Raw genomic sequence first — 26,244 nt, 5'->3', positions numbered from 1 at the left:
CCCTCATTCGGTATCGAGCTGGCTAAACACATTGAGCGCCGAAACCGCCGCTGGCCATCCGGCGTAAAACGACAGGTGGGTAAAAAGCTCCGTGATTTCGCTCTCCGTTACGCCGTTTTTGCGGGCCAATTTCAGGTGCCAGGCAAGCTGTTCAGGGCGATACATGGCGACCAGCGCGCTGAGAGTGATGAGACTTCTGTCGCGCGGTGACAGCGCCGGGCGCTGCCAGATATCGCCAAACAGAACCTCTTCACTCAGTGATGCCAGCTTTGGCGCCAGCGCCGCCAGATTTTCCCGGGTCAGATTAACTTTGTCCATTTGCAACCTCATAGGTGGATGTCACGGAGACGATATCCGGTTATGATGGTTTCGATAATCATATAATTTGTGATCAACAATCCTGAAAAGCGGGATGATTAATGATGACCAGACGACCACTGACCTTTGATGCCGATGCGCTGCGCGCTTTCGTGACCGGCATGGAACTGGGCAGTTTTGCCCTTGCCGCCGAACGCCTGGGGCGTTCAACGTCGGCGATCAGCGCTCAGCTTAAAAAGCTTGAGCAGCAGAGCGGCATGGCGCTGGTACAAAAGGCCGGGCGTCATCTGGCGTTGACGGCGGAAGGGGAGATTATGCTGAGCTACGCGCGGCGAATGCTTAGCCTGAACGACGAAGCCTGGGCTGCGCTTAAGGCCAGAGGAGTGAGCGGCGAGGTTCGCCTCGGACTGCAGGAGGACTTTGGCGAGGTGTTACTGCCGGCGGTCCTCGGGCAGTTTTCCCGCGCCTGTCCCGAAGTGGAGATTGCGGTTACCGTCACGCGCAATGCGCCGCTGCGCGAGGCGATGATGCGCCAGGAGCTCGATCTGGCCCTGAGCTGGGAAGGGCGCGATCAACCGGTTTTTGATCGTCTGCTGGGGAGACTGCCGCTGCAGTGGATCGCGGCGGCGGAGTTCGATCCTGCCCGTTACCTCGACAGAAACCAGCCGCTGCCGCTGCTGGCTTTTGAAGCGCCGTGCGTCATGCGCACCGCCGCCACCGCGGCGTTAGACAACGCCGGAATACCCTGGCGGATTGCCTTTACCAGCCGCAGCCTGAACGGTATCTGGGCCGCCGCATCCGCAGGACTGGGGGTGGCGCTACGCACCACGATTGGCATGCCTGCTTCGCTGCAGGTCGTTGATTGCGCAAAATTGCCCGCGGCGGGTGACATCGGGGTGGGGTTATATGGCGATGAACATCGGCTTACCGGGCCGGCGAAACTGCTGCTGCATACCATTACCGCCTGTTTTGCGCTGCATATACCGCCGACGGATAATTCCGCTGAGCGCTGAACCCGGTCTGTTAAGCTGTTTTTGGCGCCTGGCGGCGTAAATTTGCTATCTGTTTGCAAAAAGATAAACGATGAACATCAGAATTGCACACAGGCACATAAATATAACGCTTGCGGTGTACTCCTTTACCTCCGTCAGATAATCGTCATTAAATTTATTTAACGCGTTAACGGCATCTTTTTCGTTTTCAGCTTCTACCGCAACGTGATGCTTTCTGAACCCCTGTCGTTTCATCTCTTTAATCAAAGAGGATGTCACTGCCTCTTTTGGTACGGCTTTCCCGCCGCGGCTGCTGATAAAAATGACGTATTTACCCATGGTTCCCTCACATCCGTATCATCCGGTTGAGTCAGCGCTTTTCAAGAGAAGAGATCGCGCGCGGGAACAGTATAAGTCATTGCGGGAAGCGACTACAGGGTTACTCTTTTCCGCCTGTTTTAAACGCATCAGCCTCCTGGCGCGGAGGCTGATTGGTTAGCTTATAAGGGCTGACAGAGCGAGAGGTAAAACATTCAGCGTCGGGATCTCACCAGCTGGTAGCGGCGGGTCAGATACTCTATCGGCGCGCTCCAGACGTGCACCAGGCGAGTGAACGGGAAGATCAGGAAGATGGTCATCCCCAGCACCAGATGCACGCGGTAGATAAACGCCACGCCATCCAGATGCGCCGAGGCGCCGCCGTGGAAGGTGACCACCGCCTGGGCCCAGTCCACCAGCTTGAGCATTTCGCTGCCGTCAGGATGTTGAGCGGAGAAGGGGATCGTCGTCAGACCCAGCGCGCACTGAATCAGCAGAATGCTCAGAATCAAAATATCCGCCGTCGATGAGGTGGCGCGAATACGCGGGTTGGTCAGCCGACGAATCAGCAGCCCGGCGCCGCCCACCAGCGTCAGTACGCCGCAGATCCCGCCGAGAATCATCGCCATCAGCTGCTTTTGCGACATCGGCAGGAACCAGGAGTAAACCCAGTGCGGGGTCAGCATCCCGAAGAGGTGGCCGAAGAAAATGCCCAGGATGCCGATATGGAACAGATTCGACCACAGCACCATGCCGCGTTTGTCGAGCATCTGGCTGGAGGCGGCGCGCCACGTATACTGCCCGTAGTCGTAGCGTAGCCAACTGCCGATGAGAAACACGGTCCCGCACAGATAGGGGTAGATATCGTAAAAAAAGACGTTCAGGTACTGTATCATTTCGGGCCTCCGGCACCGACGTCGACGTACTGCGGCGCGACGTCCTGGCTAAAGCGTCGTTGATAATGTTGCATCGGAGAGCTGTCGCAGGCGGTGGCGTTATCTTCGATAAACTTCACCTGCTCTTCCTCCCACACCGCATCCAGCGCCTGGCGGGTATCATCGCGCTGTTCACCCGCCACCTGTCTGGTGACACTGTCACTGCTGAGCGTGCTGCCGGCCAGCGCCAGCAGGGCGTCAAACAGCTGATAGTATTGGCACTGGCGCTGTTTGACGCGCCCGCCAAGCAGCGCCAGAATCGGGGCAACGTTGTGCAGGCCTTCTCTGGCGTCATCTGCCGGCAGGCTACTGAGGTACTCCAGATAGAGCGGTAAATGGTCAGGCAGCTCCCGGCAGTCGATGTGCAGCCCGGCCTGCTCATACTGATTCATGAGCTCGACCATTGCCTGGCCGCGGTCGCGGGATTCGGCGTGAACATGTTCAAACAGCAGCAGCGAGGTGGCCCGTCCGCGGTCAAACACTTCGCACCATTCGGCCTGGCGGTCGAGCAGCGGGGCGGCCAGCAGCGATGCAACAAACGGCAGCAGCGCCGGCGCATCGGCACGGACCAACTCCAGCGCCTCTTCACGGTTGTCCCATAGCAGGCTATCCGGATACTCCAGCAGCAGACCGATGATTTTGAGGATCCGCATTACTCTTTCTCCCCGATGTTGATCGCATCGATGCGCTGGCTGTTGAACAGGTTGAATTTGCTATCCGACCCGTGGCAACCATCGCCGAAGGTAAATCCGCAGCCGTTGCGTTCCGGGAAGGCATCTTCGGCCATTTCCCGATGGCTGGTGGGGATCACGAAGCGATCTTCATAGTTAGCGATGGCCAGGTAGCGGTACATCTCCTCGACCTGCTCCACGCTTAAGCCCACCTCTTCGATAGCCCGGGTGTCGGTCACCCCTTCGACGGTTTGTGAGCGTTTGTAGTGGCGCATCGCCATCATCCGTTTCAGCGCGCGCAGCACCGGCCCGGTATCGCCGGCGCTCAGCAGATTGGCCAGATACTGGACCGGAATGCGCAGGCTTTCGACGGCGGGCAGGATGCTGCCATTATTCGGCAGGCCGCCCGCATCGGCGACCGACTGAATCGGCGACAGCGGCGGGACGTACCAGACCATCGGCAGGGTGCGATACTCCGGGTGCAGCGGTAGCGCCAGTTTCCAGTCCATCGCCAGTTTATAGACCGGCGATTTCTGCGCCGCCTCGATGACGTTATGCGGGATGCCTTGCTTCAACGCCTCTTCAATCACCGCCGGGTCGTGGGGATCGAGGAACACATCGCACTGGCGCTCATAGAGGTCGGTTTCATGTTCGGTGCTGGCCGCTTCTTCAATCCGATCGGCGTCATACAGCAGCACGCCGAGGTAGCGAATGCGTCCGACGCAGGTTTCCGAACAGACCGTCGGCTGGCCGGATTCAATCCGTGGATAGCAGAAAATGCACTTCTCCGATTTGCCGCTTTTCCAGTTGAAGTAGATTTTTTTATACGGACAGCCGCTGATGCACATGCGCCAGCCGCGGCATTTATCCTGATCGATCAGTACGATGCCATCCTCTTCGCGCTTATAGATAGCGCCGCTCGGGCAGGTCGCGACGCAGCTCGGGTTAAGGCAGTGTTCGCACAGGCGCGGCAGATACATCATGAAGGTATTTTCAAACTGGCCGTACATCTCTTTCTGCATGGCTTCGAAGTTGCGGTCACGGGCGCGCTTTTCAAACTCGCCGCCGAGCAGCTCTTCCCAGTTGGGGCCCCAGCTGATTTTGTCCATCCGCTTACCGCTGATCAGCGAACGGGGGCGGGCGGTAGGCAGATGCTGGCTCTCCGGCGCGGTATGCAGATGCTGGTAGTCGTAGGTGAAGGGTTCGTAATAGTCGTCGATGCCCGGCAACTGCGGGTTGGCGAAGATTTTTGACAATACGCCAACGCGGTTGCCGAGGCGCGGCGTCAGCTTACCGGTGATCCCGCGGATCCAGCCGCCTTGCCACTCCTCCTGGTCTTCCCAGTTTTTCGGGTAGCCGATACCGGGTTTGGTTTCGACATTGTTAAACCAGGCGTATTCCATCCCTTCGCGTCCGGTCCAGACGTTCTTGCAGGTGACCGAGCAGGTATGGCAGCCGATGCATTTGTCGAGATTGAGCACCATGCCAACTTGTGAGCGGATTTTCATTTTTTCGCCTCCTGTACCTGATCGCGACCTTCGTCATCCAGCCAGTTAATATTGCTCATTTTACGAATCATGATGAACTCATCGCGGTTGGAGCCGACGGTACCGTAATAGTTAAAGCCGTAGGCCAGCTGCGCATAGCCGCCAATCATATGGGTGGGTTTCGGGCAAATGCGGGTCACCGAGTTATGAATGCCGCCGCGACGGCCGGTGACTTCAGATCCGGGAATGTTCATGATGCGCTCCTGCGCGTGGTACATCATGGTCATGCCGGGCGGTACGCGCTGGCTGACCACCGCCCGGGCGGTGAGCGCACCGTTGGCGTTAAAAGCCTCAATCCAGTCATTGTCTTCGATGCCCAGCTCTCTGGCGTCGGTTTCACTGATCCAGACGATCGGCCCGCCGCGCGACAGGGTCAGCATCAGCAGGTTTTCGCTGTAGGTGGAGTGAATCCCCCATTTCTGGTGCGGGGTGAGGAAATTGAGCGCCTTTTCCGGGAAGCCGTTGGGCGGAATCTCATGCATATGGCTGACGCTACGAGTATCAATCGGCGGTCGGTAGACCACCAGGCTTTCGCCGAAGGCGCGCATCCACGGATGATCCTGATACAGCTGCTGGCGGCCGGAGAGCGTGCGCCAGGGGATCAGTTCATGGACATTGGTGTAGCCGGCATTGTAGGAGACATGTTCGCTTTCCAGGCCGGACCAGGTCGGGCTGGAGATGATTTTACGCGGCTGGGCCTGAATATCGCGAAAGCGAATCTTCTCATCTTCTTTGTTGATGGCCAGATGGGTGTGATCGCGCCCGGTAAACTCTCCCAGCGCCTGCCAGGCCTTGACCGCCACCTGGCCGTTGGTTTCCGGCGCCAGGCTGAGGATCACTTCCGTGGCGTCGATGGCGCTGTCGATGCGCGGGCGGCCTTTTGCCGGGCCGTCGGGCTTGACGTAATTGAGTTTGCCGAGGAAATCGACCTCATCCTGCGTTTTCCAGCTGATGCCTTTACTGCCGTTGCCCAGCTTATCCAGCAGCGGGCCCAGGGAAGTGAAGCGCTCGTAGGTGGCAGGGTAATCGCGCTCGACGACCGCGATGGTGGGGGCCGTTTTCCCCGGAATCAGATCGCACTCGCCCTTATGCCAGTCAACCACATCGAAGGGCTGGGACAGCTCACCCGCAGAGTCATGCTGTAAAGGCAGAAGTACCACATCGGTCTCCGCGTCGAGGTGGCCGACGCAGACCGTTGAAAAGACGTTGGCGATCTCTTTATAGATTTCCCAGTCGCTTTTGGCTTCCCAGGCCGGGTCGACGGCGGCGGAAAGCGGGTGGATAAACGGATGCATATCCGAGGTGTTCATATCGTCTTTTTCATACCAGGTGGCGGTCGGCAGAACGATATCTGAAAACAGGCAGGTGCTCGACATGCGGAAATCGAGGGTCACCAGCAGATCGAGCTTGCCTTCAATCGCCGCGGTCTGCCACTCGACCTCTTCCGGTTTAACCTCGTCCGTCGCCCCCAGTTCATCGCCCTGGATGCCGCTGTCGGTACCCAGCAGATATTTGAGCATGTACTCATGCCCCTTGCCGGAGGAACCCAGCAGGTTGGAGCGCCAGATAAACATATTCCGCGGGTGGTTTTTACCGTTATCCGGTTGCTCGCAGGCAAAGCGGATGGCGCCGGATTTCAGCGCCTGCGCGGTGTAGTCGGCGGGTGTGAGGCCGGCGGCATCGGCCTGCCGCTTAATGGTCAGCGGATTGACGCTGAGCTGCGGGGCGGAAGGCAGCCAGCCCATGCGCTCGGCGCGCACGTTGAAATCAATCAGGTGTCCGGTATATCGACTGGCGTCCGCCAGCGGCGAGAGGAGCTCCTGGGCGGTCAGCTTTTCATAGCGCCACTGGCTGGAGTGGTTGTAGAAATACGAGGTGCTGTTCATCTGGCGCGGCGGGCGGCTCCAGTCGGTGGCAAACGCCAGCGGCAGCCAACCGGTCTGCGGACGCAGTTTTTCCTGGCCGACATAGTGCGACCAGCCGCCGCCGCTTTGTCCGACGCAGCCGCAGAACACCAGCATATTGATCATCCCCCGGTAGTTCATATCCATGTGGTACCAGTGGTTGACGCCGGCGCCGAGGATAATCATCGAGCGGCCGTGGGTTTTATGCGCGGTATCGGCGAACTCCCAGGCGATTTGCTCGATGTGGTGACGGGGAACGCCGGTAATCTGTTCCGCCCAGGCCGGGGTGTAGGCTTTCACTTCGCTGAAATCACCGGCGGCGTTCTCATCGTCGAGCCCCCGGTCAAGGCCGTAGTTAGCCAGCACCAGATCATAGACGCTAACCACTAGTCTGCTCTCGCCGCTGGCCAGGGTCAGACGTTTGGCCGGCAGCCGATGAACCAGCACCGGCTGCTGCGGCACGCTGCGAAAATGCGGGTTTTCATTGCCGCCAAAATAGGGGAAGCCTACGGCAGCGACCTCATCTTTGAGATCCAGCAACGAAAGAGTGAGTTCGGTCTCTTGCCCGGCGGCCCGCTGTTCGAGGTTCCATTTCCCTTTTTCGCCCCAGCGAAAACCGATAGATCCATTGGGGGCGACCAGTTCACCGGCGGTGCTGAAGGCCACCGTTTTCCACTGCGGATTGTTGCTCTCGCCCAGTCCGTCCAGCAGGTCCGAAGCGCGCACCATTCGTCCGGGGACGGTGGTACCGTCGTCGCGATCGTCGAGCAACACCAGCATCGGCATGTCGGTGTAGTGGCGGCAGTAGTTGAGGAAATAATCGCTCGGATTGTCGAGGTGGAAGCGTTTTAAGATGACATGGCCCATCGCCATGGCCAGCGCGCTGTCGGTACCCTGTTTCGGCGCCAGCCACTGATCGCACAGTTTCGCCACTTCCGAATAGTCCGGCGTAATGGCAATGGTTTTGGTGCCTTTATAGCGCACCTCGGTAAAAAAGTGGGCGTCAGGCGTTCGGGTCTGCGGAACGTTAGAGCCCCAGGCGATAATGTAGCTGGAGTTATACCAGTCGGCAGATTCCGGCACGTCGGTCTGTTCGCCCCAGGTCATCGGCGAGGCGGGGGGGAGGTCGCAATACCAGTCGTAGAAGCTCAGGCAGGTACCGCCGATCAGCGACAGGTAGCGGGTGCCGGCGGCATAAGAGACCATCGACATCGCCGGGATCGGCGAGAAGCCGACAATGCGGTCCGGGCCATAATGCTTGATGGTCCAGACGTTGGCGGCGGCAATCAGCTGGTTCAACTCTTTCCAGGTCGAGCGAATAAACCCGCCTTTGCCGCGCATCTGCTTGTAGCTGAGGCACTGCTGCGGATCTTCCATGATGCTGTTCCAGGCATCGACCGGGTCGGGATGGCGGTCCAGCGCCGCGCGCCATAGCTCAATCAGCCGTTTACGCGCCAGCGGGTATTTGAGTCGATTAGCGCTGTAGAGATACCAGGAGTAGCTGGCGCCGCGCGGGCAGCCGCGCGGTTCGTGGTTGGGCAGATCAGGGCGGGTGCGCGGATAGTCCGTCTGCTGGGTTTCCCAGGTGACCAGCCCGTTTTTGACGTAAATTTTCCAGCTGCATGAGCCCGTACAGTTTACTCCGTGCGTGGAACGGACGATTTTGTCGAACTGCCAGCGCTGACGGTAGCTATCTTCCCAGTCACGATTGGTATCCAGGACCTGACCGTGGCCGTTGGCAAAGGTCTCGCGTTTCTGCTTAAAGTAGCGAAAGCGATCCAGTAGTTTACTCATGACGTTTCTCCTGCTCCGATAATGTCCGGCATCAAGCCCTTACCGGAAGCGACGCGTTTGCACCTTATCCGCCCCGCAAGACCGCACGATCCCGTAGACCGGATAAAGGCGTCAGCCGCCATCCGACAAATATGCCGTTATTTTTTTGCCGGTTTACGACGACCATAGACCAGCCAGGTCACCAGTACGCAAACGACATAAAAGACAAAGAAAACCTTCATGGCGCCGACCGGGGAGCCGGTCATGGCTAACGAGGTGCCAAAGGCTTTTGGGATGAAGAACCCCCCGACGGCGCCAATGGCGGAGATAAACCCGAGCGCGGCGGCGGTATCGGTGACCGCTTCGTGCTGGGCCTGTTCATCGCTGCCGCCGCGTTTCTTGACGCTATCGAGGGTTATCTGGCGAAAGATCACGGCGATCATCTGGAACGTGGAGCCGCTGCCAAGACCCGCGGTGAGGAACAGCCCCATAAACACCACGTAAAATGCGAGGAAACTCCCGGAACCGGAGCCGGGCAGGGTGAGGAACAGCAGGCCGGTAAACAGCGCCATCAGAATGAAGTTCACCAGGGTGACGTTGACGCCGCCCAGACGGTCGGAAATGATGCCGCCGAAGGATCGCGCCAGGGCGCCGATAAATGGGCCAAAGAAGGCCAGCTTCAGGATATTCACCTCCGGAAACTGCGTTTTGGCCAGCATCGCGAAGCCGGCGGAAAAACCGATGAACGAGCCGAAGGTGGCGAGATAAAGCAGGCTCAGCAGCCACATATGCGGGCGTTTCAACACCGGGAGCTGATCGCGAATGGAGGTTTTGGCGCCGGCGATATCGTTCATTCCGAACCACGCCGCCACGGTAGCGGCGAGCAGCAGCGGCACCCAGATTAGCGGCGAGTTGCCGAGCCACAGAGTCGCGCCGTCCGCTTGGTCGACGCCGCGAACGCCAACAAAAGTGAAGATCGGCACGAAGATCACTACCGGCGAGAGCAGCTGCATCACGCTGACGCCGAGGTTGCCCAGGCCGCCGTTCACGCCGAGGGCGCTGCCTTGCTTCGCTTTCGGGTAGAAAAAGCTGATGTTGCCCATGCTGGAGGCAAAGTTAGCCCCGGCAAACCCACACAGCAGAGCGATAAGAATAAATATCCAGAATGGGGTTGCCGGGTTTTGCACCGCGATCCCAAGCCACAGACAGGGCACCACTAAAATAACGGTACTGATCACCGTCCAGTAGCGTCCGCCAAATATAGGAACCATAAAAGAATAGGGTACGCGTAATATTGCCCCGGACAGCGAAGGAAGCGCGGTTAATAAAAAAAGCTGGTCAGTGGTGAAATTAAAACCGACTTTATTGAGATTAACCGCAACCGCGCTGAATAACATCCATACGCAGAAGGCGAGAAGTAAACAACTCACTGAAATAATAAGATTTCTTCGCGCAATGGCTTTGCCTTTATTTTCCCAGAATGCCGGATTTTCCGGGCGCCATCCTTTTAAAAGGTAATGATTATCTTTCTCACTTTCTCTTGACATAGTGCCCTCGCGTGCCCAGTAACCAAAGAAAATTTAAAGATGACAACACCGCAAATTAAGCAGAAGAGGCGATCAAGGCTGGCCGAATTAATTATTGTAGTGTTTGAAGAATAGATAAAAAAAAACGCTTCAGGAAAGCGTGCACGGAATAGGAGTTTATTATTTGTTACTAAATGTAAATGAAATGTGATTCAAAATGTGCCCCTGTTAGCAGCGGCGACAGGTTCTGTCGGGCCGACAGCCCATGCCGTCCCGGGACATCTGAAGCTCAGGGGGCTAAATGGTTGGCGGGCATAGCAGCTCTAACGATATATAATGATTTATATAGCGTGTAAATGCGCTGTCGTCGATCGCTTCCATTCCCAGCGCATAAATCCCATCCAGTCCGCAGACCAGGGCAATTAAACGCCAGGCGATATTCTCCGCGCTGTCAGCGGGATGAAATTCACCGCTTGCGCTACCGAGACGAATAATATTGACCGTCTCTTCGTGCCACATCGACATGGTGAGCAGGTAGGCCTCTTTGATGTCGCTATCGCTCCCGCAGAGCAGTTGCCCCTCGCGCCACAGACGGATATAGGGATCCAGGCGGCCATCTTCGCTGCCGAGCATGGAAAACAGGCGCTCGCGCCAGCTGGCGTCTTCCGCTACCAGCTGGATATCCAGCATCTCACGAATTAACCGAACGAAGGCCTGGGCCTTAAGTTCGCCGATAGAGGTGAAATGGTGATGCAGTTGCCCGGTAGAGACTCCGGCTTCGGCGGCGATTTGCCGGACGGTCATGGCACCTAAGCCACCCTGCAGCGCGACGCGCATCGCCGCCAGCATGATCACCTCCCGACGAGCTTCCCGATTTAAGTAGTGCATATTTCCCCGCTGAGCCGTGGTTTTCCTCGATAGTAACAAAAAGTTGGACAGTTGTTCAACAATCCGGCAGGATCGCAATCCTGGACACGTGTCCAATTTGTAAAGTTGAGGAAAAAAAGTATGTCTCGGCAATGGTTAACGCTGGTGGCGATTTTGTTGGTGTATTTACCGGTGGCGATTGATGCCACGGTGCTGCATGTCGCCGCGCCAACGCTTAGTATGTCGTTGGGGACCAGCAGCAATGAGCTGCTGTGGATCATTGATATTTATTCATTAGTCATGGCCGGCATGGTGCTGCCGATGGGGGCGCTCGGCGATAAAATTGGCTTTAAACGGCTGCTGCTGCTCGGCAGCGCTATTTTCGGCGTTTCGTCGCTGGCGGCGGCATTTTCACCCACCGCGCTGGCGCTGATCGCCTCCCGCGCGCTGCTGGCCATTGGTGCGGCGATGATCGTCCCGGCGACGCTTGCCGGCATCCGTAACACTTTTTCGCAGGCGCGGCATCGCAACATGGCGCTTGGTCTGTGGGCGGCGATTGGCTCTGGCGGCGCCGCTTTCGGCCCGCTGGTAGGCGGCATCCTGCTGGAACATTTTTACTGGGGATCGGTGTTCCTGATCAACGTGCCCATCGTGCTGGCGGTTATCGCCTTCAGCGCCCGGATGGTACCGCGCCAGCCGGCGCGCCGCGAACAGCCGCTTAATCTGACCCAGGCATTGATGCTTATTGTGGCGATCCTGATGCTGGTGTTCAGCGCAAAATCGGCGCTGAAAGGGCAGATGGCATTATGGATGACCGGGTTGATCGCGCTGGTGGGCCTGGCGCTGCTGGTGCGCTTTGTTCGCCAGCAGCTTTCCGCCGCGACCCCGATGGTCGATATGCGCCTGTTTACGCATCGCATTATCTTAAGCGGCGTGATGATGGCGATGACCGCACTGATCACCCTGGTGGGCTTTGAGCTACTGATGGCGCAGGAGCTACAGTTCGTCCACGGCAAAACGCCGTTTGAAGCCGGGCTGTTTATGCTGCCGCTGATGCTGGCGAGCGGATTTAGCGGACCTGTTGCCGGGGTGATGGTTTCCCGCCTGGGCCTGCGGCAGGTCGCAACTGGCGGTATGCTGCTGAGCGCGTTCAGTTTCCTCGGCCTGTCGATGACTGACTTCAGCTCCCAGCAGTGGCTGGCGTGGGGATTGATGACTCTTTTAGGCTTCAGCGTCGCCAGCGCGTTGTTGGCTTCCGGCGCCGCCATTATGGCGGCAGCGCCGAAAGAGAAAGCGGCGGCGGCCGGCGCCATTGAAACGATGGCTTACGAGCTGGGGGCCGGTCTGGGGATCGCGCTGTTCGGCCTGATTCTGACCCGCAGCTACAGCTCATCGATTGTGCTGCCTGGCGGGATGGACGGTCAGGCCGCAGCGCAGGCCTCGTCGTCCATCAGCGAAGCGATCGCCCTGGCGCAATCGCTGCCCGCTGTTCCGGCGCATTCGCTGATTGCAGCGGCGAAAACCGCATTTATCAGCGCCCACAGCATCGTGCTGGCCACCGCCGGGGTGCTGCTACTGCTGCTGGCCGCCGGGATCTGGCGCAGTCTGGCGCAGGCGCCGAAAATGAACTAGCCCTACAGCTGGAGAGAAAGCTCCATGGCCGCCCGTCGCAGCGGGGCCAGCGCTTTCTCTCTCAGCGCGACGGCGCTCATGGCGCTGGCGGGCACGCCGACGTTGAGCGCCGCTACTACCTGGCCGCTGCGTGACAGCAGCGGTACCGCCAGCGAACATAATCCGACCTCAATTTGCCGATCGGCGATGGCATATCCCTGCATACGTACTCTGGCTATTTCCTCCCGCAATCCCGCTAAATCACACAGCGTATGCGGGGTATAGCGAATTAAATTTGCGCGTGACAATGTCACGTCAAGCTGATCTTCCGGCAGGGCGCTAAGCAGTACGCGGCCCATTGAGGTCGCCCATGCGGGGAGACGGCTGCCGCGACCGATGTCGACGCTCAGCAGATTGTTGACTGCGGCTCTGGCGATATAGAGCACGTTATCGCCATCGAGGGTGGCGGCGGAGCAGGACTCGCCGAGACTCTTACCGAGGTTATCCAGCGCGGTCTGGGCCACTTTCGCCAGCGGCGTCCCGGCCAGGTAGGCGTGGCCGACGGCCAACACTCGCGGCAGCAGTTCATAGCAGCGTCCGTCAGGGCTGTGCACCATGCCGAGCGCGGCCAGGGTATACAGGCAGCGGCGGACGGCGGCGCGAGAAATCTGCGTTTTCTGGCTGAGCTGCGAGATAGTCAGCCGCTGGCGCTGGGGAGTAAAGGCGTTGAGAACCTCCAGCCCGCGCGCCAGCGACAGCATGAAGTTCGGGTCGTGTTCGGCCTGCCTGGCGCTGAGGGGGGTTGGTGGTGTCGCGCTCATTGAATTCCTCTCCATTCGAAAACAAAAGCTCACGGGACACCACTATACCGTGGGGAAAAAGGGCGGCGACGGAATGTGCCTGTTTTACCACCCGGATCACACTATTAACCTCATTTTAACAAGCGCGTCGATAATCGCACAACATTTCGATTATCGCCGTTGACCATTTCACCGGCTCCCCCCTATTGTCAAAGTCATCGTCACCCCTCGTTATGGTTGGCGTCACAAAAAGTTATGAATTTAACGATCAGGAAGAAAACATGACCGCGACCGTAGAACGCATTGAAAGCTGGCTGGTTGACGTCCCGACCATCCGCCCGCACAAACTCTCAATGACAACCATGGGCTGCCAGACGCTGGTGATTGTCCGCATCACGCGCTCTGACGGTATTTGCGGTATCGGCGAGGCGACCACCATCGGCGGGCTGAGCTATGGCGTCGAGAGTCCGGAAGCTATCTCCAGCGCCATTAACCATTACCTGACGCCGCTGCTCAAAGGGCAGCCCGCCGATAACCTCAATGCGCTGACGCAGCGTATCAACAGCGCCATCAAAGGTAACACCTTCGCCAAATCCGCGATTGAAACCGCGCTGTTGGATGCGCAGGGCAAGGCGCTGGGGCTACCGGTTTCGGCGCTGCTTGGCGGCGCGCTGCAGACCTCGCTGCCGGTGCTGTGGACCCTGGCGAGCGGAGATACCCACAAGGACATCGCCGAAGGGGAAAGGCTGCTGGCCGAAGGTCGCCATCAGGCATTTAAGTTGAAAATTGGCGCCAGCGAACTGGCTAGCGATTTACGCCACACCCGGGCGATTGTCGAAGCGCTGGGCGATCGGGCGAGCATTCGTGTCGATGTCAACCAGGCCTGGGACGCCACCGCGGCGGCTAAAGGATGTCGTGAACTGGCGGCGATGGGCATCGACTTAATTGAACAACCGGTCAGCGCGCAGGACAACGCGGCGCTGGTTCGCCTCAGCCATCACATTGAAACCGCGATTCTGGCGGATGAAGCGGTGGCGACGTACTTCGATGGCTATCGCCTGGCGCAGCAAGGCTTCAGCGGCGCCTTTGCCTTGAAAATTGCCAAAGCGGGCGGTCCGGCCAGCGTTTTAGCCCTGGCGCACGTCGCGCAGGCGGCCGGCATCGGATTGTATGGCGGCACCATGCTGGAAGGGACCGTGGGCACCGTCGCATCGCTGCACGCCTGGTCGACGCTGCCGCTGCAATGGGGCAGCGAAATGTTTGGCCCGCTGCTGCTCAAAGATGACATCGTCAGCGTACCGCTAACGTTCGCTAACGGCAGCGTGGTCCTGCCGCAGACCCCGGGTTTAGGTGTCGAACTCGATGAAGATAAATTGCAGTTCTATGCCCGTAAAGCGTAGGACATGACAGGAGAAAAATATGCTGTTTAAAGTGGATATGACTGTCAAGATCCCGCTGGGATATCCCGCCGACGAGCTTGAGGATATTAAACAACGAGAAAAAGCCTATTCGCAGCAATTACAGCGTGAAGGCACCTGGCGACATATCTGGCGCGTCGCCGGACTGTACGCCAATGTCAGTATTTTTGATGTGCGTGATGCCGACCAGTTGCACCAGATATTAATGGCTCTGCCGTTATACCCGTTTATGGAAATCCGCGTCGAGGCCTTGTGTCGTCATCCCTCCTCGATTCGTGAAGACGATAGCTAAAAATAATAAGAAACCTCGCGCCGGATATTCCGGCGTTAACCCTACAAGCCACCTGCAAGCAATAAGTGAGAATCACAATGAAAAATTCTTTCGTACAACAAGAAGCCGTGCAGAAATTATTACGTGAAAGTGCCGGGTTAAATGTTCCCGGCGGTAATGAACGCTTTAAAGCCATTGTGCATCGTTTACTGGAAAATATGTGCACCCTGATCGACGATTATAATATTACCGAGGAAGAGTTCTGGCATGCGGTGAACTATCTGCATGAACTGGGCGGGCGTCAGGAAGCGGCGCTGCTGGCAGCAGGTCTCGGGCTGGAACACTTCCTCGATCTGCGTCAGGATGCGATCGATGCCGCGCAGCATCGCGAAACCGGCACGCCGCGCACCATTGAAGGGCCGCTGTATGTCGCCAATGCGCCGCTTGCAGAAGGGTATGCGCGGATGGATGACGGTCGTGACGCCGGCGAGGTGATGTGGCTGCACGGCCAGGTTTGCGATACCCAGGGCCGTCCGGTTGCCAATGCGATTGTTGATATCTGGCATGCCAACACCCTGGGGAACTACTCGTTCTTCGATCGGAGTCAGAGCGACTATAACCTGCGACGCCGCATCCGCACCGGCGCAGATGGCCGCTACAGCGTGCGTAGCATCATGCCTTCTGGCTACGGCTGCCCGCCGGATGGCCCGACCCAAAAGCTGCTTAACCAGTTGGGTCGTCACGGCAATCGTCCGGCACATATTCATTTCTTTGTCTCCGCGCCGGGCCACAAGCACTTAACCAGCCAGATTAACCTTAACGGCGATAAGTATCTGTGGGATGACTTTGCCTTCGCGACCCGCGATGGCCTGATTGCCGACCCGGTTAAAATCACCGATCGGGAACTGATTCAGCAGCGTAAGCTTGACGGCGAACACACCGAAGTTCGCTTCGACTTTACTTTGTGCACGGCCCTGAACGCCGAAGAAGAACAGCGTATTTCCCGCCTGCGCGCGCAAGAGTCATGATCGGCGCACCTCCCGGGCCGGTGCGCCCGGGGCGGTGAGCCATGCTGTTACCCGGCCTGCCACGCGCGGCCGGGGATATTGCCGAATTGATTATTCTCTCTGATTTCATTAATTCCTGAATTCTGCAGGAGGGCTAAGCTCATGCAAAAAACACTCTCGCTATTAAAAGATAAAATCAGCAATGCATTAATTGTTGACCGGCAAAAACATATTTACCGCTGCCATCGTTCGATTTTTACCGATGCTCAGTTATTTGAATTTGAGATTAAGCATATATTTGAAGGGAACTGGGTATTCCTCGCCCATGAAAGTCAGATCCCTGAGCCCGGCGATTATTTCACCCTGACCCTGGGGCGTCAGCCGGTTATTATCACCCGCGATAAAAAACATGCCTTGCACGCGTTAATTAACAGCTGCGCCCATCGCGGCGCCATGCTCTGCCGGCGTAAAACCGGCAATAAAAACTCGTTTACCTGTCCGTTCCACGGCTGGACCTTCGGTAACAACGGTAAATTACTGAAAGCCAAAGATGAAAGTACCGGCGGATATCCGGAGACCTTTAAACATGAAGGGTCGCACGACCTGAAAAAACTGCCGCGCTTTGCCTCTTATCGCGGCTTCTTATTCGGCAGCCTCAATGAGGACGTGCAGCCGCTGGAAACCTATCTCGGCGAAACCTGCAAGATTATCGATCTGATGGTCGATCAGGCGCCGGAAGGGCTGGAAGTGTTGAAAGGCTCCTCCAGCTATGTCTACGAGGGCAACTGGAAGCTGGGCGCGGAAAACGGCGCCGACGGCTATCACGTCAGCGTGGTGCACTGGAACTACGCTTCCACGATGTCGCGCCGCAACTACGAAGCCGAAGGGACGCATTCCGTCGATGCCAACGGCTGGTCGAAAAGTCTCGGCGGCGGTTACGGTTTCGAAAACGGCCATATGCTGCTGTGGACCCGGGCGCTGAACCCGGAAGTGCGCCCGGTTTTCGCCCATCAGGCCCGCTTACAGGCCGAGTTTGGCGAGCTGCGCGCCGACCAGATGGTCAATGAAACGCGCAATCTTTGTCTCTATCCCAACGTCTATTTGATGGACCAGTTTTCCACGCAGATCCGCGTCATTCGCCCGCTCGCAGTAGATAAAACCGAAGTCACTATCTGGTGCTTTGCCCCGAAAGGTGAGCCGGACCAGGCCCGCGCGCTGCGCATTCGTCAGTACGAGGATTTCTTTAACGTCAGCGGCATGGGAACGCCGGACGATCTGGAAGAGTTCAGCGCCTGTCAGCGCGGCTATCTCGGTGAGAACCTGGCGTGGAGCGATCTCAGTCGCGGCGCGCTGCACTGGGTTGATGGTCCGGATGAGCACGCGCGGCATGGCGGATTTACGCCGCTGCTTAGCGGGGTGAAATCGGAGGATGAAGCGCTGTACATTGCCCATCACCATCACTGGCAAAAGGTCATGCTGGCCGCGCTGGAAAAAGAGCAGCAGCGCTATGAACAGTCCATAACCCAACGTGTGGAGGTGGTGTGATGCTGACGCTTGAGCAGGTTCGCCAGTTTCTCTATTACGAAGCCCGTCTGTTGGACGACCGCCAGTGGGATGAGTGGCTGACGTGCTACAGCCCCAAAGTGGTGTTCTGGATGCCGGCATGGGGCGATGACGACAAGCTGACCCGCGATCCGCAGCGCGAAATATCGCTGATCTATTACCCCAACCGCGAGGGACTGGAAGACCGCGTCTACCGCATCAAAACGGAACGTTCTGGCGCTAGTACGCCGGAGCCGCGCACCACCCACATGATTAGCAACGTTGAGCTGCTTGGCGAAAATGAGCAGGGGGTGGAGGTGCGCTACAACTGGGTGACTTACAACCACCGTTATCAGCACACCGATGCGTGGTTTGGCTCGACCTGCGTCACCTTGACGGCCTGCGACGGCAAACCGCAGATCCTGCGTAAAACGGTGCGCCTGAATAACGATTATATCCGTCAGGTGATCGACGTTTACCATATTTAAGAGGTGGATATGTTTACTATCGCACTCAATTTTGAGGATGGGATTACCCGTTTTATCCAGTGCAATGCGGGAGAAAAAGTGCTGGACGCCGCCTACCGACAGAAGGTCAACCTGCCGATGGATTGCTCGGACGGCGTCTGCGGGACCTGCAAATGCCATTGCGCCAGCGGCGACTATGGCATGGGGGAAGAGTATCTGGAGGAGGCGTTGAGCGAAGAAGAGGCCGATGCCCGTCAGGTGCTGACCTGTCAGATGATCCCGACCAGCGATTGCGTGATTGACGTCCCGGTTGCTGCGGCGCAGTGCAAAACCGCGCTGGCCAGCACCGGTGCGGCGGTGATGCAGGTGAATCACCTGTCGGAGAGCGCCATTGAGTTGGTGCTCCAGCTGGATGAGCCGCTGGCTTTTCTGCCAGGACAATACATCAACATTCAGGTCCCGGGCACGCCGCAGGTGCGCGCTTACTCTTTCAGCTCGCTTCCGGGCGAGCGCGAAGGCCGGTTTCTGATCCGCAACGTGCCCGGCGGGGTAATGAGTCAATGGCTGACACGCCAGGCGGCGCCGGGCGATCGTCTCACCCTCAGCGGCCCGATGGGCAGCTTCTACCTGCGCAACGGGGAACGCCCGCTGCTGATGCTGGCGGGCGGAACCGGGCTGGCGCCGCTGCTGTCGATGCTGCACACCCTTGCCCGGCAGGGCAGCACCCGGCCGATCACGCTGCTCTACGGCGTCACCCGCGATGGCGATCTAGTGAAAACCGAGGCGCTGGATGCGTTTGTCGGCCAGCTTTCCGACTATCGCTGGCTGCCGGTGGTCGCCGATGAACAGAGCGCCTGCCCGCAGCGCGGGTTTGTCACCGGGCATCTTAATGAGGCGATGCTTAACAATGGCGATGTCGACATCTATCTGTGCGGCCCACCGCCGATGGTCAACGCGGTCTCCGGCGCGCTTCGCGAGCGGGGAATTAACCCGGCAGGTTTCTGGTACGAAAAATTTCTCGCCAGCCAGAGTGCGGCGGCATAAGGAGGATCGATGCGTTTTCAACATCAAGTGGTGGCCATTACCGGCGCCGCCCAGGGTATTGGCCGTCAGACGGCAGAACAAGCCGCCCGCGAAGGCGCCCGTTTGCTGCTGATCGACCGTTCGCGCTATGTCCATGAGCTGGCGGCGACGCTGGCCGAGGGGGGCAGCGAGGTGCTGGCGCTGGAGGCGGACCTCGAACAGTGGGAGAGCACCGAGCAGGCTTTTGCCGCCGGGGTCGCCCATTTTGGCCGACTGGACGTGGTGATTAATAACATCGGTGGGACGATCTGGGCGCGCCCGTTTGCCGAATATCAGCCGGATCAGATTGAAAAAGAGATTCGTCGTTCGCTGTTTCCGACGCTATGGGGCTGCCGCGCGGCGCTACCGTGGATGCTCAAACAGGGCAAGGGCAGCATCGTTAACGTCTCGTCCGTCGCCACTGCGGGGATTAACCGGGTGCCCTACTCGGCGGCGAAGGGCGGGGTCAACGCGCTGACCCGTTCGATTGCCATGGAGTACAGCGGCAGCGGGATTCGCATCAACGCCGTGGCGCCGGGCGGAACCGAGGCCCCGGCGCGCTTAACCCCACGGAATCATGAAACGCCCACGGCGCAGGAGCAGGCGTGGTATCAGCAGGTGGTCGCGCAAACCGTGGAGAGCAGCCTGATGCATCGCTACGGCACGCTGGCGGAACAGGCGAACGCGATCCTGTTTCTCGCCAGCGATGAAGCAAGCTATATCACCGGCGTTACGCTGCCGGTGGCCGGTGGCGACCTCGGCTAACGTCGGGTGGCATACCAGCAGAGCAGGGAGCCGGCGCAAACCATGCCGGCGCCCTGCCAGAATGGCCAGGAGAGGACCGCGCTGAGCAACACCGCCGCCAGCGCCGAAGAGAGCACCGGGGTAAAGTAAGAGGCGGCCGCCAGCAGGCTGACGTTACCGTGGAGAATCCCCACGTTCCAGGCCGCATAGCCAAACCCCAGCGCCACCGCGCACATCACCAGCTTAATGACCACCGGCCAGCTGAAAATCATCGGCGGTTGATCGCTGAGCATAAACTTCAGCCACAGGGTCAGAGCGGTTAATAAAACAAACAGGGTGATGCCGTTTTTGCCGCGCGCATATTTTGCGGTGACCGTGCAATAGGTCGCCCAGATAAATGCGCCGACAAAGGCCAGAATATAGCTCAGCGGGCTGGAGACGACGTTGCGGGTAATTTCATCGATATTCAGGCCATGCTCACCGCCTAATACCCAGGTGACGCCAAGCAGCGCGAGAAATAAGCCGGGAATGACCAGCCAGCTGGTTTTCTGACCATTAAAGAGAATGGCAAAGAGAATCGTCAGGCTGGGCCACAGATAATTGACCATCCCGACTTCAATCGCCTGCTGGCGACTCCCGGCAAAGCCCAGCGACAGCGCCAGACAAATTTCATAGCTGACGAACAGCAGACTGCCGGCCAGCAGATAGGCGCGCGGCATTTGCCGCAGCCGGGGAAACCCGACGGTGGCCAGCAGTAATAAGCCGCTCAGCGTATAGATCATTGCCGCGCCGCCGACCGGACCTAACCCTTCACTGACGCCACGAATTAATCCGACCATCGTGCTCCACAGCACAATGGCAGCCAGACCGGTCAACGTTGCTTTTTTCTTTTCCATGTCAAACCTGACACCGATATTCATCAAGAGACGATTTATAACACTTTTTCATTCCTTCTGGCCCCTGTTTTCCTTCGCGCTTAATACAAAGGGAGTAATGAAATCCGCTGACCTTGACTATTAAGGGGGCGATGGTTTTCGACATTGATTTGACGCAAAAAAATAAGGGGCATTGCTGTTAGTTTCCCCCGCGATGAACACGCATCCTGCATGGAGAAAATCAATGGACGTCAGCCGCAGAAAGTTTTTTAAAATCTGCGCAGGCGGTATGGCCGGAACAACAGCTGCTGCACTGGGTTTCGCACCCAAAATGGCGCTGGCTCAGGCGCGTAATTACAAATTATTGCGCGCCAAAGAGATCCGCAACACCTGCACATACTGTTCCGTGGGCTGCGGGCTATTAATGTATAGCCTGGGCGACGGCGCGAAGAACGCGAAAGAAGCCATTTATCATATTGAAGGGGATCCCGATCACCCGGTCAGCCGGGGCGCGTTATGCCCGAAAGGGGCGGGGCTGCTGGATTATGTTCACAGCGAGAATCGTCTGCGTTATCCGCAATACCGCGCGCCGGGCTCTGACAAATGGCAGCGCATCTCCTGGGACGATGCCTTCACCCGTATTGCCAGACTGATGAAAGCCGACCGTGATGCCAACTTTATTGAGAAAAACGAGCAGGGCACCGTGGTTAACCGCTGGCTTTCAACCGGGATGCTGTGCGCCTCGGCGGCAAGTAATGAAACCGGCATGCTGACGCAGAAGTTCGTGCGTTCGCTCGGCATGCTGGCAGTGGATAACCAGGCGCGCGTCTGACACGGACCAACGGTAGCAAGTCTTGCTCCAACATTTGGTCGCGGTGCGATGACCAACCACTGGGTTGATATCAAAAACGCTAACGTGGTGGTGGTGATGGGCGGCAATGCCGCTGAGGCCCATCCGGTGGGATTCCGCTGGGCGATGGAGGCGAAAAACAACAACGATGCTCTGCTTATCGTCGTTGACCCGCGCTTTACGCGTACGGCTTCGGTCGCCGATATCTATGCGCCGATTCGTTCCGGTACCGACATTACCTTCCTGTCGGGCGTGCTGCGGTACCTGATTGAAAACAACAAAATCAACGCGGAGTACGTTAAACACTACACTAACGCCAACCTGCTGGTGCGCGACGATTTTGCCTTCGAAGATGGCCTGTTCAGCGGCTATGACGCTGAAAAACGGCAGTACGATAAAACATCGTGGAACTATCAGTTCGACGAAAACGGCTACGCTCTGCGCGACGAGACCCTGCAACATCCGCGCTGCGTATGGAACCTGCTGAAGCAGCACGTCTCCCGCTATACGCCGGAAGTGGTGGAGAACATCTGCGGGACGCCAAAAGCCGATTTCCTCAAAGTGTGCGAAGTGCTGGCCTCCACCAGCGCCGCGGACCGGACCACCACTTTCCTGTACGCATTGGGCTGGACGCAGCATACCGTCGGCGCGCAGAACATCCGCACCATGGCGATGATCCAGCTACTGCTTGGCAATATGGGGATGGCCGGCGGCGGCGTCAACGCCCTGCGCGGCCACTCCAATATTCAGGGCTTAACCGACCTCGGTCTGCTGTCGACCAGCCTGCCGGGCTATCTGACGCTGCCCTCTGAAAAACAGACCGATCTGCACAGCTGGCTGGCGGCGAATACGCCAAAAGCCACGCGAGCGGATCAGGTGAATTACTGGAGCAACTATCCGAAGTTTGCGGTCAGCCTGATGAAAGCGTTTTACGGCGATGCGGCGCAGAAAGAGAACGACTGGGGCTTTAACTGGCTGCCGAAATGGGATCAGTCTTACGACGTCATCAAGTATTTCAACATGATGGATAAAGGACAGGTCACGGGCTATATCTGCCAGGGCTTCAACCCGGTGGCCTCGTTCCCGGACAAAAACAAGGTGGTCCGCAGCCTGAGCAAGCTGAAGTACATGGTGGTTATCGACCCGCTGGTGACTGAAACCTCGACCTTCTGGCAAAACCACGGCGAGTCGAACGATGTTGACCCGGCGGCGATTCAGACCGAAGTGTTCCGTTTGCCCTCCACCTGCTTTGCTGAAGAGGACGGGTCGATTGCTAACTCCGGGCGCTGGCTGCAGTGGCACTGGAAAGGCCAGGATGCGCCGGGCGAAGCGCGTAACGACGGTGAAATTCTGGCCGGGATTTACCACCGTCTGCGCGAGATGTATCGCCGTGAAGGCGGGAAAGGCGCCGAACCGCTGCTGAAGATGAGCTGGAGCTACAGGCAGCCGGATCATCCGGAGTCGGAAGAGGTGGCGAAAGAGAACAACGGCTATGCGCTGGCGGATCTCTATGACAGCAACGGCGTCCTGCTGGCGAAAAAAGGCCAGCTGCTGAGCAGTTTCGCACTGTTGCGTGATGACGGCACCACGGCGTCGTCCTGCTGGATCTACGCCGGTAGCTGGACGGAGCAGGGTAACCAGATGGCCAACCGCGATAACGCCGATCCGTCAGGACTGGGCAATACGCTGGGCTGGGCCTGGGCGTGGCCGCTGAACCGACGCGTGCTGTACAACCGGGCATCGGCGGATATTAACGGCAAGCCGTGGGATCCGAAGCGGATGCTGATCCAGTGGAACGGCAGCAAGTGGACGGGGAACGATATCCCTGACTTCAATACCGCCGCGCCGGGCAGCAACACCGGGCCGTTTATCATGCAGCCGGAAGGGCTGGGGCGTCTGTTTGCGCTCGATAAGCTGGCGGAAGGGCCGTTCCCGGAACATTACGAGCCCATGGAAACGCCGCTGGGTACCAACCCGCTGCACCCGAACGTGATCTCCAGTCCGGTGGTGCGTCTGTATGAAGACGACGCCCTGCGCTTAGGGAAAAAAGATCGGTACCCTTACGTCGGCACCACCTATCGTCTGACCGAGCATTTCCACACCTGGACCAAGCATGCGCGGCTTAACGCCATCGCCCAGCCGGAACAGTTTGTGGAAATCAGCGAAGGTCTGGCGCAGGCGAAAGGCATTACCAACGGCGATCGGGTGACGGTGAGCAGCCAGCGCGGCTTTATTCGCGCGGTGGCGGTGGTGACTCGCCGTCTGCGGACCCTCAACGTTCACGGCCAGCAGGTGGAAACCGTCGGGATCCCGTTGCACTGGGGCTTTGAAGGGGTGGCGCAGAAAGGCTATATCGCCAATACCCTGACGCCAAACGTCGGCGATTCCAACTCGCAAACGCCGGAGTATAAAGCGTTTCTGGTCAACATCGAGAAAGCGTAAGGAGCGATTCAATGGCGATGGAAACACAAGACATTATTAAGCGCTCCGCAACCAACCCGATAACCCCCGCGCCGCGTGCGCGGGACTACAAGGCGGAAGTGGCTAAGCTGATTGATGTCTCCTCCTGCGTGGGCTGCAAAGCCTGCCAGGTGGCCTGTTCCGAGTGGAACGATATCCGCGATGAGGTGGGGCACTGTGTCGGGGTGTACGATAACCCGGCAGACCTGAGCGCCAAATCCTGGACGGTGATGCGCTTTAGCGAAACCGAGCAAAACGGCAAGCTGGAGTGGCTGATCCGTAAAGATGGCTGTATGCACTGCGAGGAGCCAGGCTGTCTGAAAGCCTGTCCCTCCGCCGGGGCGATTATTCAGTACGCCAACGGTATCGTCGATTTTCAGCAGGAGAACTGCATCGGCTGCGGCTACTGCATTGCCGGCTGTCCGTTTAATGTCCCGCGTCTCAATAAAGAGGATAACCGGGTCTATAAATGTACCCTCTGCGTGGATCGCGTTAGCGTCGGCCAGGAACCGGCGTGCGTGAAAACCTGCCCGACTGGCGCCATCCACTTTGGCAGCAAGAAAGAGATGCTGGAGGTGGCGCAGGAGCGGGTCAACAAGCTGAAAGCGCGCGGCTATTTACAGGCCGGGGTGTACAACCCGCAGGGAGTGGGCGGTACCCATGTGATGTACGTCCTGCACCATGCTGACCAGCCGGAGCTGTACCACAATCTGCCGAAACAGCCGCAGATTGATACCAGTATTAATCTGTGGAAGGGGGCGCTGAAGCCGCTGTCAGCGGCCGGCTTTATCGCTACCTTTGCCGGCTTGATTTATCACTACATCGGCATCGGGCCGAACAAGGAAGTGGATGACGACGAGGAGGAGCATGATGAATAAGTCGAAAATGATTGTGCGCACGAAGTTTATCGACCGCGCCTGTCACTGGACGGTGGTTATCTGCTTCTTTCTGGTGGCGCTCTCCGGGATCTCGTTCTTTTTCCCGACGCTGCAGTGGCTGACGGAAACCTTCGGTACGCCGCAGATGGGACGCATTTTGCATCCGTTCTTCGGCGTGGCTATCTTCATTGCGCTGATGTTTATGTTTGTACGCTTTGTCCACCATAACATTCCGGACAAGCAGGACATCCCGTGGCTGAAGGGCATTGTTGAAGTGCTGAAGGGCAATGAACATAAAGTGGCCCGCGTCGGCAAATATAACGCCGGGCAGAAGATGATGTTCTGGACCATCATGAGCATGATTTTCGTGCTGCTGGTAACCGGGGTGATCATCTGGCGTCCCTGGTTTGCCCCTTTCTTCCCGATCCAGGTCATTCGCTACAGCCTGCTGATTCACGCCACCTCGGCGATTATTTTGATTCACGCCATCCTGATCCATATGTATATGGCATTCTGGGTGAAAGGGTCGATTAAGGGGATGGTCGAAGGCAAAGTCAGCCGTCGCTGGGCCAGCAAACATCACCCGCGCTGGTACCGTGAGGTTGAGCGTCTGGAAGCGAAAAAAGAGAGTCTGGAAGGCATCACATCACGCCGTCCCTGACCGTTTCATGGCGCGACCCGGTCGCGCCATGTGTTTTCACTTCTCGCTACGCAGGACTTCCAGCCCAACGCGCTGGCCGTAAGAGAGTTCCAGCGTATTGCCATCCGGGTCGCTGAAGAAAACGTAATAGCCCACCGGCTCCCCAGACTGCTCCGGCTCCTTTCTCAGCACGCCTTCCCGCCGCGCCATCGCGGTTTTGGCGTCGATCTCCTCTTTTGTCGCGCAGGCGACACCTAAATGACCAAACGGCCCCAGCGGGGTATCGGTCGGCTCATCGGCCTGCACCAGCACCAGGGCGAATAAGCGGGTACGATCGCTTAACCACGCCACGTGGCGAGCGGAGGGGAGATTCGGCGAGCGCTGGTGAATCACCTGCATAGCGGTATAGCGGGTATAAAAATCGATGCTCCTGTCGAGATCCCGCACCATAAAGGCAACGTGGGTAAAACCGCTGTCAATCTCATGCATATCATGTCCTTATTGTGGCCTGACGGTATGCGTTAAGCGTAATACCTGAGGTTAACTTGAGGTAAACGGCGGATTTGTCGATTTGAGCTCCCCAGAAAAGGGGGGACCTTTCCCGCTCCGGCAGAAGGGCCCGAGGCGGGCAAGGCGCAGTTCGCGCTCAGAAGCGCTCGGCAATAAAACGGAATCTATGGTCACTCCCGTTTTTGCAACACCGATTTTGACGACAAGTTGGCTTGCTTGAATCTATCCGGCGTCTGAATGGGATTTTATTCCCGCGCC

At 58.0% G+C, this 26,244-nt stretch carries 22 protein-coding genes and 1 pseudogene; 12 read left to right on the top strand and 11 right to left on the bottom strand.

Annotated elements, in window-relative coordinates:
• Positions 1-3 precede the first annotated feature (3 nt).
• Positions 4-318: a carboxymuconolactone decarboxylase family protein gene (locus BV390_RS22170; protein ID WP_032687841.1), complete on the bottom strand. Its 315-nt coding sequence runs from the start codon at positions 316-318 to the stop codon at positions 4-6.
• A 104-nt stretch (positions 319-422) separates the two neighbouring features.
• Between BV390_RS22170 and BV390_RS22165 the strand changes: the two genes are divergently transcribed.
• Positions 423-1,331 carry a LysR substrate-binding domain-containing protein gene (locus BV390_RS22165; protein WP_085397372.1) on the top strand — a complete coding sequence of 303 codons (909 nt, stop codon included), beginning with the start codon at positions 423-425 and terminating at the stop codon, positions 1,329-1,331.
• 45 nt (positions 1,332-1,376) lie between these two features.
• On the opposite strand, the gene BV390_RS22160 is transcribed toward BV390_RS22165, so the two are convergent.
• The 7 genes from BV390_RS22160 to BV390_RS22130 form a co-directional block, all read right to left on the bottom strand.
• Complete coding sequence (locus BV390_RS22160; protein WP_032687840.1) at positions 1,377-1,649, bottom strand: hypothetical protein; 273 nt, start codon at positions 1,647-1,649, stop codon at positions 1,377-1,379.
• A gap of 194 nt (positions 1,650-1,843) precedes the next feature.
• Positions 1,844-2,524 carry a respiratory nitrate reductase subunit gamma gene (gene narI, locus BV390_RS22155; protein ID WP_032687839.1) on the bottom strand — a complete coding sequence of 227 codons (681 nt, stop codon included), beginning with the start codon at positions 2,522-2,524 and terminating at the stop codon, positions 1,844-1,846.
• Positions 2,521-3,216 (bottom strand): nitrate reductase molybdenum cofactor assembly chaperone, encoded by a 696-nt coding sequence (narW, locus tag BV390_RS22150; RefSeq protein ID WP_032687838.1) that lies wholly within the window; start codon positions 3,214-3,216, stop codon positions 2,521-2,523. Before narW ends, narI begins: the two co-directional genes overlap by 4 nt.
• Positions 3,216-4,742 (bottom strand): nitrate reductase subunit beta, encoded by a 1,527-nt coding sequence (gene narH, locus BV390_RS22145; RefSeq protein ID WP_032696255.1) that lies wholly within the window; start codon positions 4,740-4,742, stop codon positions 3,216-3,218. The genes narW and narH overlap by 1 nt, the downstream gene beginning before the upstream one ends.
• Entirely contained in the window at positions 4,739-8,479 is a 3,741-nt protein-coding gene (locus BV390_RS22140; protein ID WP_085397348.1) for a nitrate reductase subunit alpha, read from the bottom strand. Before BV390_RS22140 ends, narH begins: the two co-directional genes overlap by 4 nt.
• A 137-nt stretch (positions 8,480-8,616) precedes the next feature.
• Entirely contained in the window at positions 8,617-10,005 is a 1,389-nt protein-coding gene (locus tag BV390_RS22135; protein ID WP_032687826.1) for a NarK family nitrate/nitrite MFS transporter, read from the bottom strand.
• Between the two features lie 276 nt (positions 10,006-10,281).
• Positions 10,282-10,872, bottom strand: coding sequence for a TetR family transcriptional regulator (locus BV390_RS22130; RefSeq protein ID WP_032696252.1), 591 nt, complete (start codon positions 10,870-10,872; stop codon positions 10,282-10,284).
• 120 nt (positions 10,873-10,992) lie between these two features.
• On the opposite strand from BV390_RS22130, the gene BV390_RS22125 reads away from it, so the two are divergent.
• On the top strand, positions 10,993-12,483 hold the full coding sequence (locus tag BV390_RS22125; RefSeq protein WP_085397347.1) for a SmvA family efflux MFS transporter: 1,491 nt from the start codon (positions 10,993-10,995) through the stop codon (positions 12,481-12,483).
• 2 nt (positions 12,484-12,485) lie between these two features.
• On the opposite strand, the pseudogene BV390_RS22120 reads toward BV390_RS22125, so the two are convergent.
• Positions 12,486-13,383 (bottom strand): annotated as a pseudogene (locus BV390_RS22120) (IclR family transcriptional regulator domain-containing protein).
• A 112-nt stretch (positions 13,384-13,495) separates the two neighbouring features.
• On the opposite strand from BV390_RS22120, the gene BV390_RS22115 reads away from it, so the two are divergent.
• The 7 genes from BV390_RS22115 (at position 13,496) to benD (ending at position 19,794) form a co-directional block, all read left to right on the top strand.
• Positions 13,496-14,662, top strand: a complete 1,167-nt coding sequence (locus tag BV390_RS22115) for a muconate cycloisomerase family protein (RefSeq protein WP_369804349.1) — start codon at positions 13,496-13,498, stop codon at positions 14,660-14,662.
• A gap of 19 nt (positions 14,663-14,681) precedes the next feature.
• Complete coding sequence (catC, locus tag BV390_RS22110) at positions 14,682-14,972, top strand: muconolactone Delta-isomerase (protein ID WP_032687819.1); 291 nt, start codon at positions 14,682-14,684, stop codon at positions 14,970-14,972.
• Positions 14,973-15,049: 77 nt separating this feature from the next.
• Positions 15,050-15,979, top strand: coding sequence for a catechol 1,2-dioxygenase (catA, locus tag BV390_RS22105; protein WP_032696249.1), 930 nt, complete (start codon positions 15,050-15,052; stop codon positions 15,977-15,979).
• A gap of 141 nt (positions 15,980-16,120) precedes the next feature.
• Complete coding sequence (locus tag BV390_RS22100; protein ID WP_032696248.1) at positions 16,121-17,503, top strand: Rieske 2Fe-2S domain-containing protein; 1,383 nt, start codon at positions 16,121-16,123, stop codon at positions 17,501-17,503.
• The gene (gene benB / locus BV390_RS22095; RefSeq protein ID WP_032687817.1) at positions 17,503-17,988 is read left to right on the top strand and encodes a benzoate 1,2-dioxygenase small subunit; all 486 of its coding nucleotides are present in this window, start codon (positions 17,503-17,505) and stop codon (positions 17,986-17,988) included. The genes BV390_RS22100 and benB overlap by 1 nt, the downstream gene beginning before the upstream one ends.
• A gap of 9 nt (positions 17,989-17,997) precedes the next feature.
• Positions 17,998-19,011, top strand: a complete 1,014-nt coding sequence (gene benC / locus BV390_RS22090; RefSeq protein ID WP_032687815.1) for a benzoate 1,2-dioxygenase electron transfer component BenC — start codon at positions 17,998-18,000, stop codon at positions 19,009-19,011.
• A 9-nt stretch (positions 19,012-19,020) separates the two neighbouring features.
• Positions 19,021-19,794: a benzoate diol dehydrogenase BenD gene (benD, locus tag BV390_RS22085; RefSeq protein ID WP_032687814.1), complete on the top strand. Its 774-nt coding sequence runs from the start codon at positions 19,021-19,023 to the stop codon at positions 19,792-19,794.
• Here the strand turns inward: benD and yddG are convergent.
• Positions 19,791-20,669, bottom strand: coding sequence for an aromatic amino acid DMT transporter YddG (gene yddG, locus BV390_RS22080; RefSeq protein WP_032699929.1), 879 nt, complete (start codon positions 20,667-20,669; stop codon positions 19,791-19,793). The two genes, benD and yddG, sit on opposite strands and share 4 nt — an antisense overlap.
• 223 nt (positions 20,670-20,892) lie before the next feature.
• On the opposite strand from yddG, the gene fdnG reads away from it, so the two are divergent.
• From fdnG to fdnI, 3 genes are read left to right on the top strand one after another with little or no spacing between them, the layout of a single operon-like run.
• The gene (fdnG, locus tag BV390_RS22065; protein ID WP_139156007.1) at positions 20,893-23,940 is read left to right on the top strand and encodes a formate dehydrogenase-N subunit alpha; all 3,048 of its coding nucleotides are present in this window, start codon (positions 20,893-20,895) and stop codon (positions 23,938-23,940) included.
• A gap of 11 nt (positions 23,941-23,951) precedes the next feature.
• Positions 23,952-24,836 (top strand): formate dehydrogenase subunit beta, encoded by an 885-nt coding sequence (fdxH, locus tag BV390_RS22060; RefSeq protein WP_032687809.1) that lies wholly within the window; start codon positions 23,952-23,954, stop codon positions 24,834-24,836.
• Entirely contained in the window at positions 24,829-25,497 is a 669-nt protein-coding gene (gene fdnI / locus BV390_RS22055) for a formate dehydrogenase-N subunit gamma (RefSeq protein ID WP_085397345.1), read from the top strand. Before fdxH ends, fdnI begins: the two co-directional genes overlap by 8 nt.
• Positions 25,498-25,533: 36 nt before the next feature.
• Here fdnI and BV390_RS22050 read toward each other — a convergent pair whose 3' ends face one another.
• Positions 25,534-25,965: a VOC family protein gene (locus BV390_RS22050; RefSeq protein ID WP_032687806.1), complete on the bottom strand. Its 432-nt coding sequence runs from the start codon at positions 25,963-25,965 to the stop codon at positions 25,534-25,536.
• Positions 25,966-26,244 lie beyond the last annotated feature (279 nt).

Source organism: Klebsiella sp. YJ (assembly GCF_002108615.1).
Classification (GTDB): Bacteria; Pseudomonadota; Gammaproteobacteria; order Enterobacterales; family Enterobacteriaceae; genus Klebsiella; species Klebsiella planticola.
This window is presented reverse-complemented; position numbering and strand designations above follow the sequence as displayed.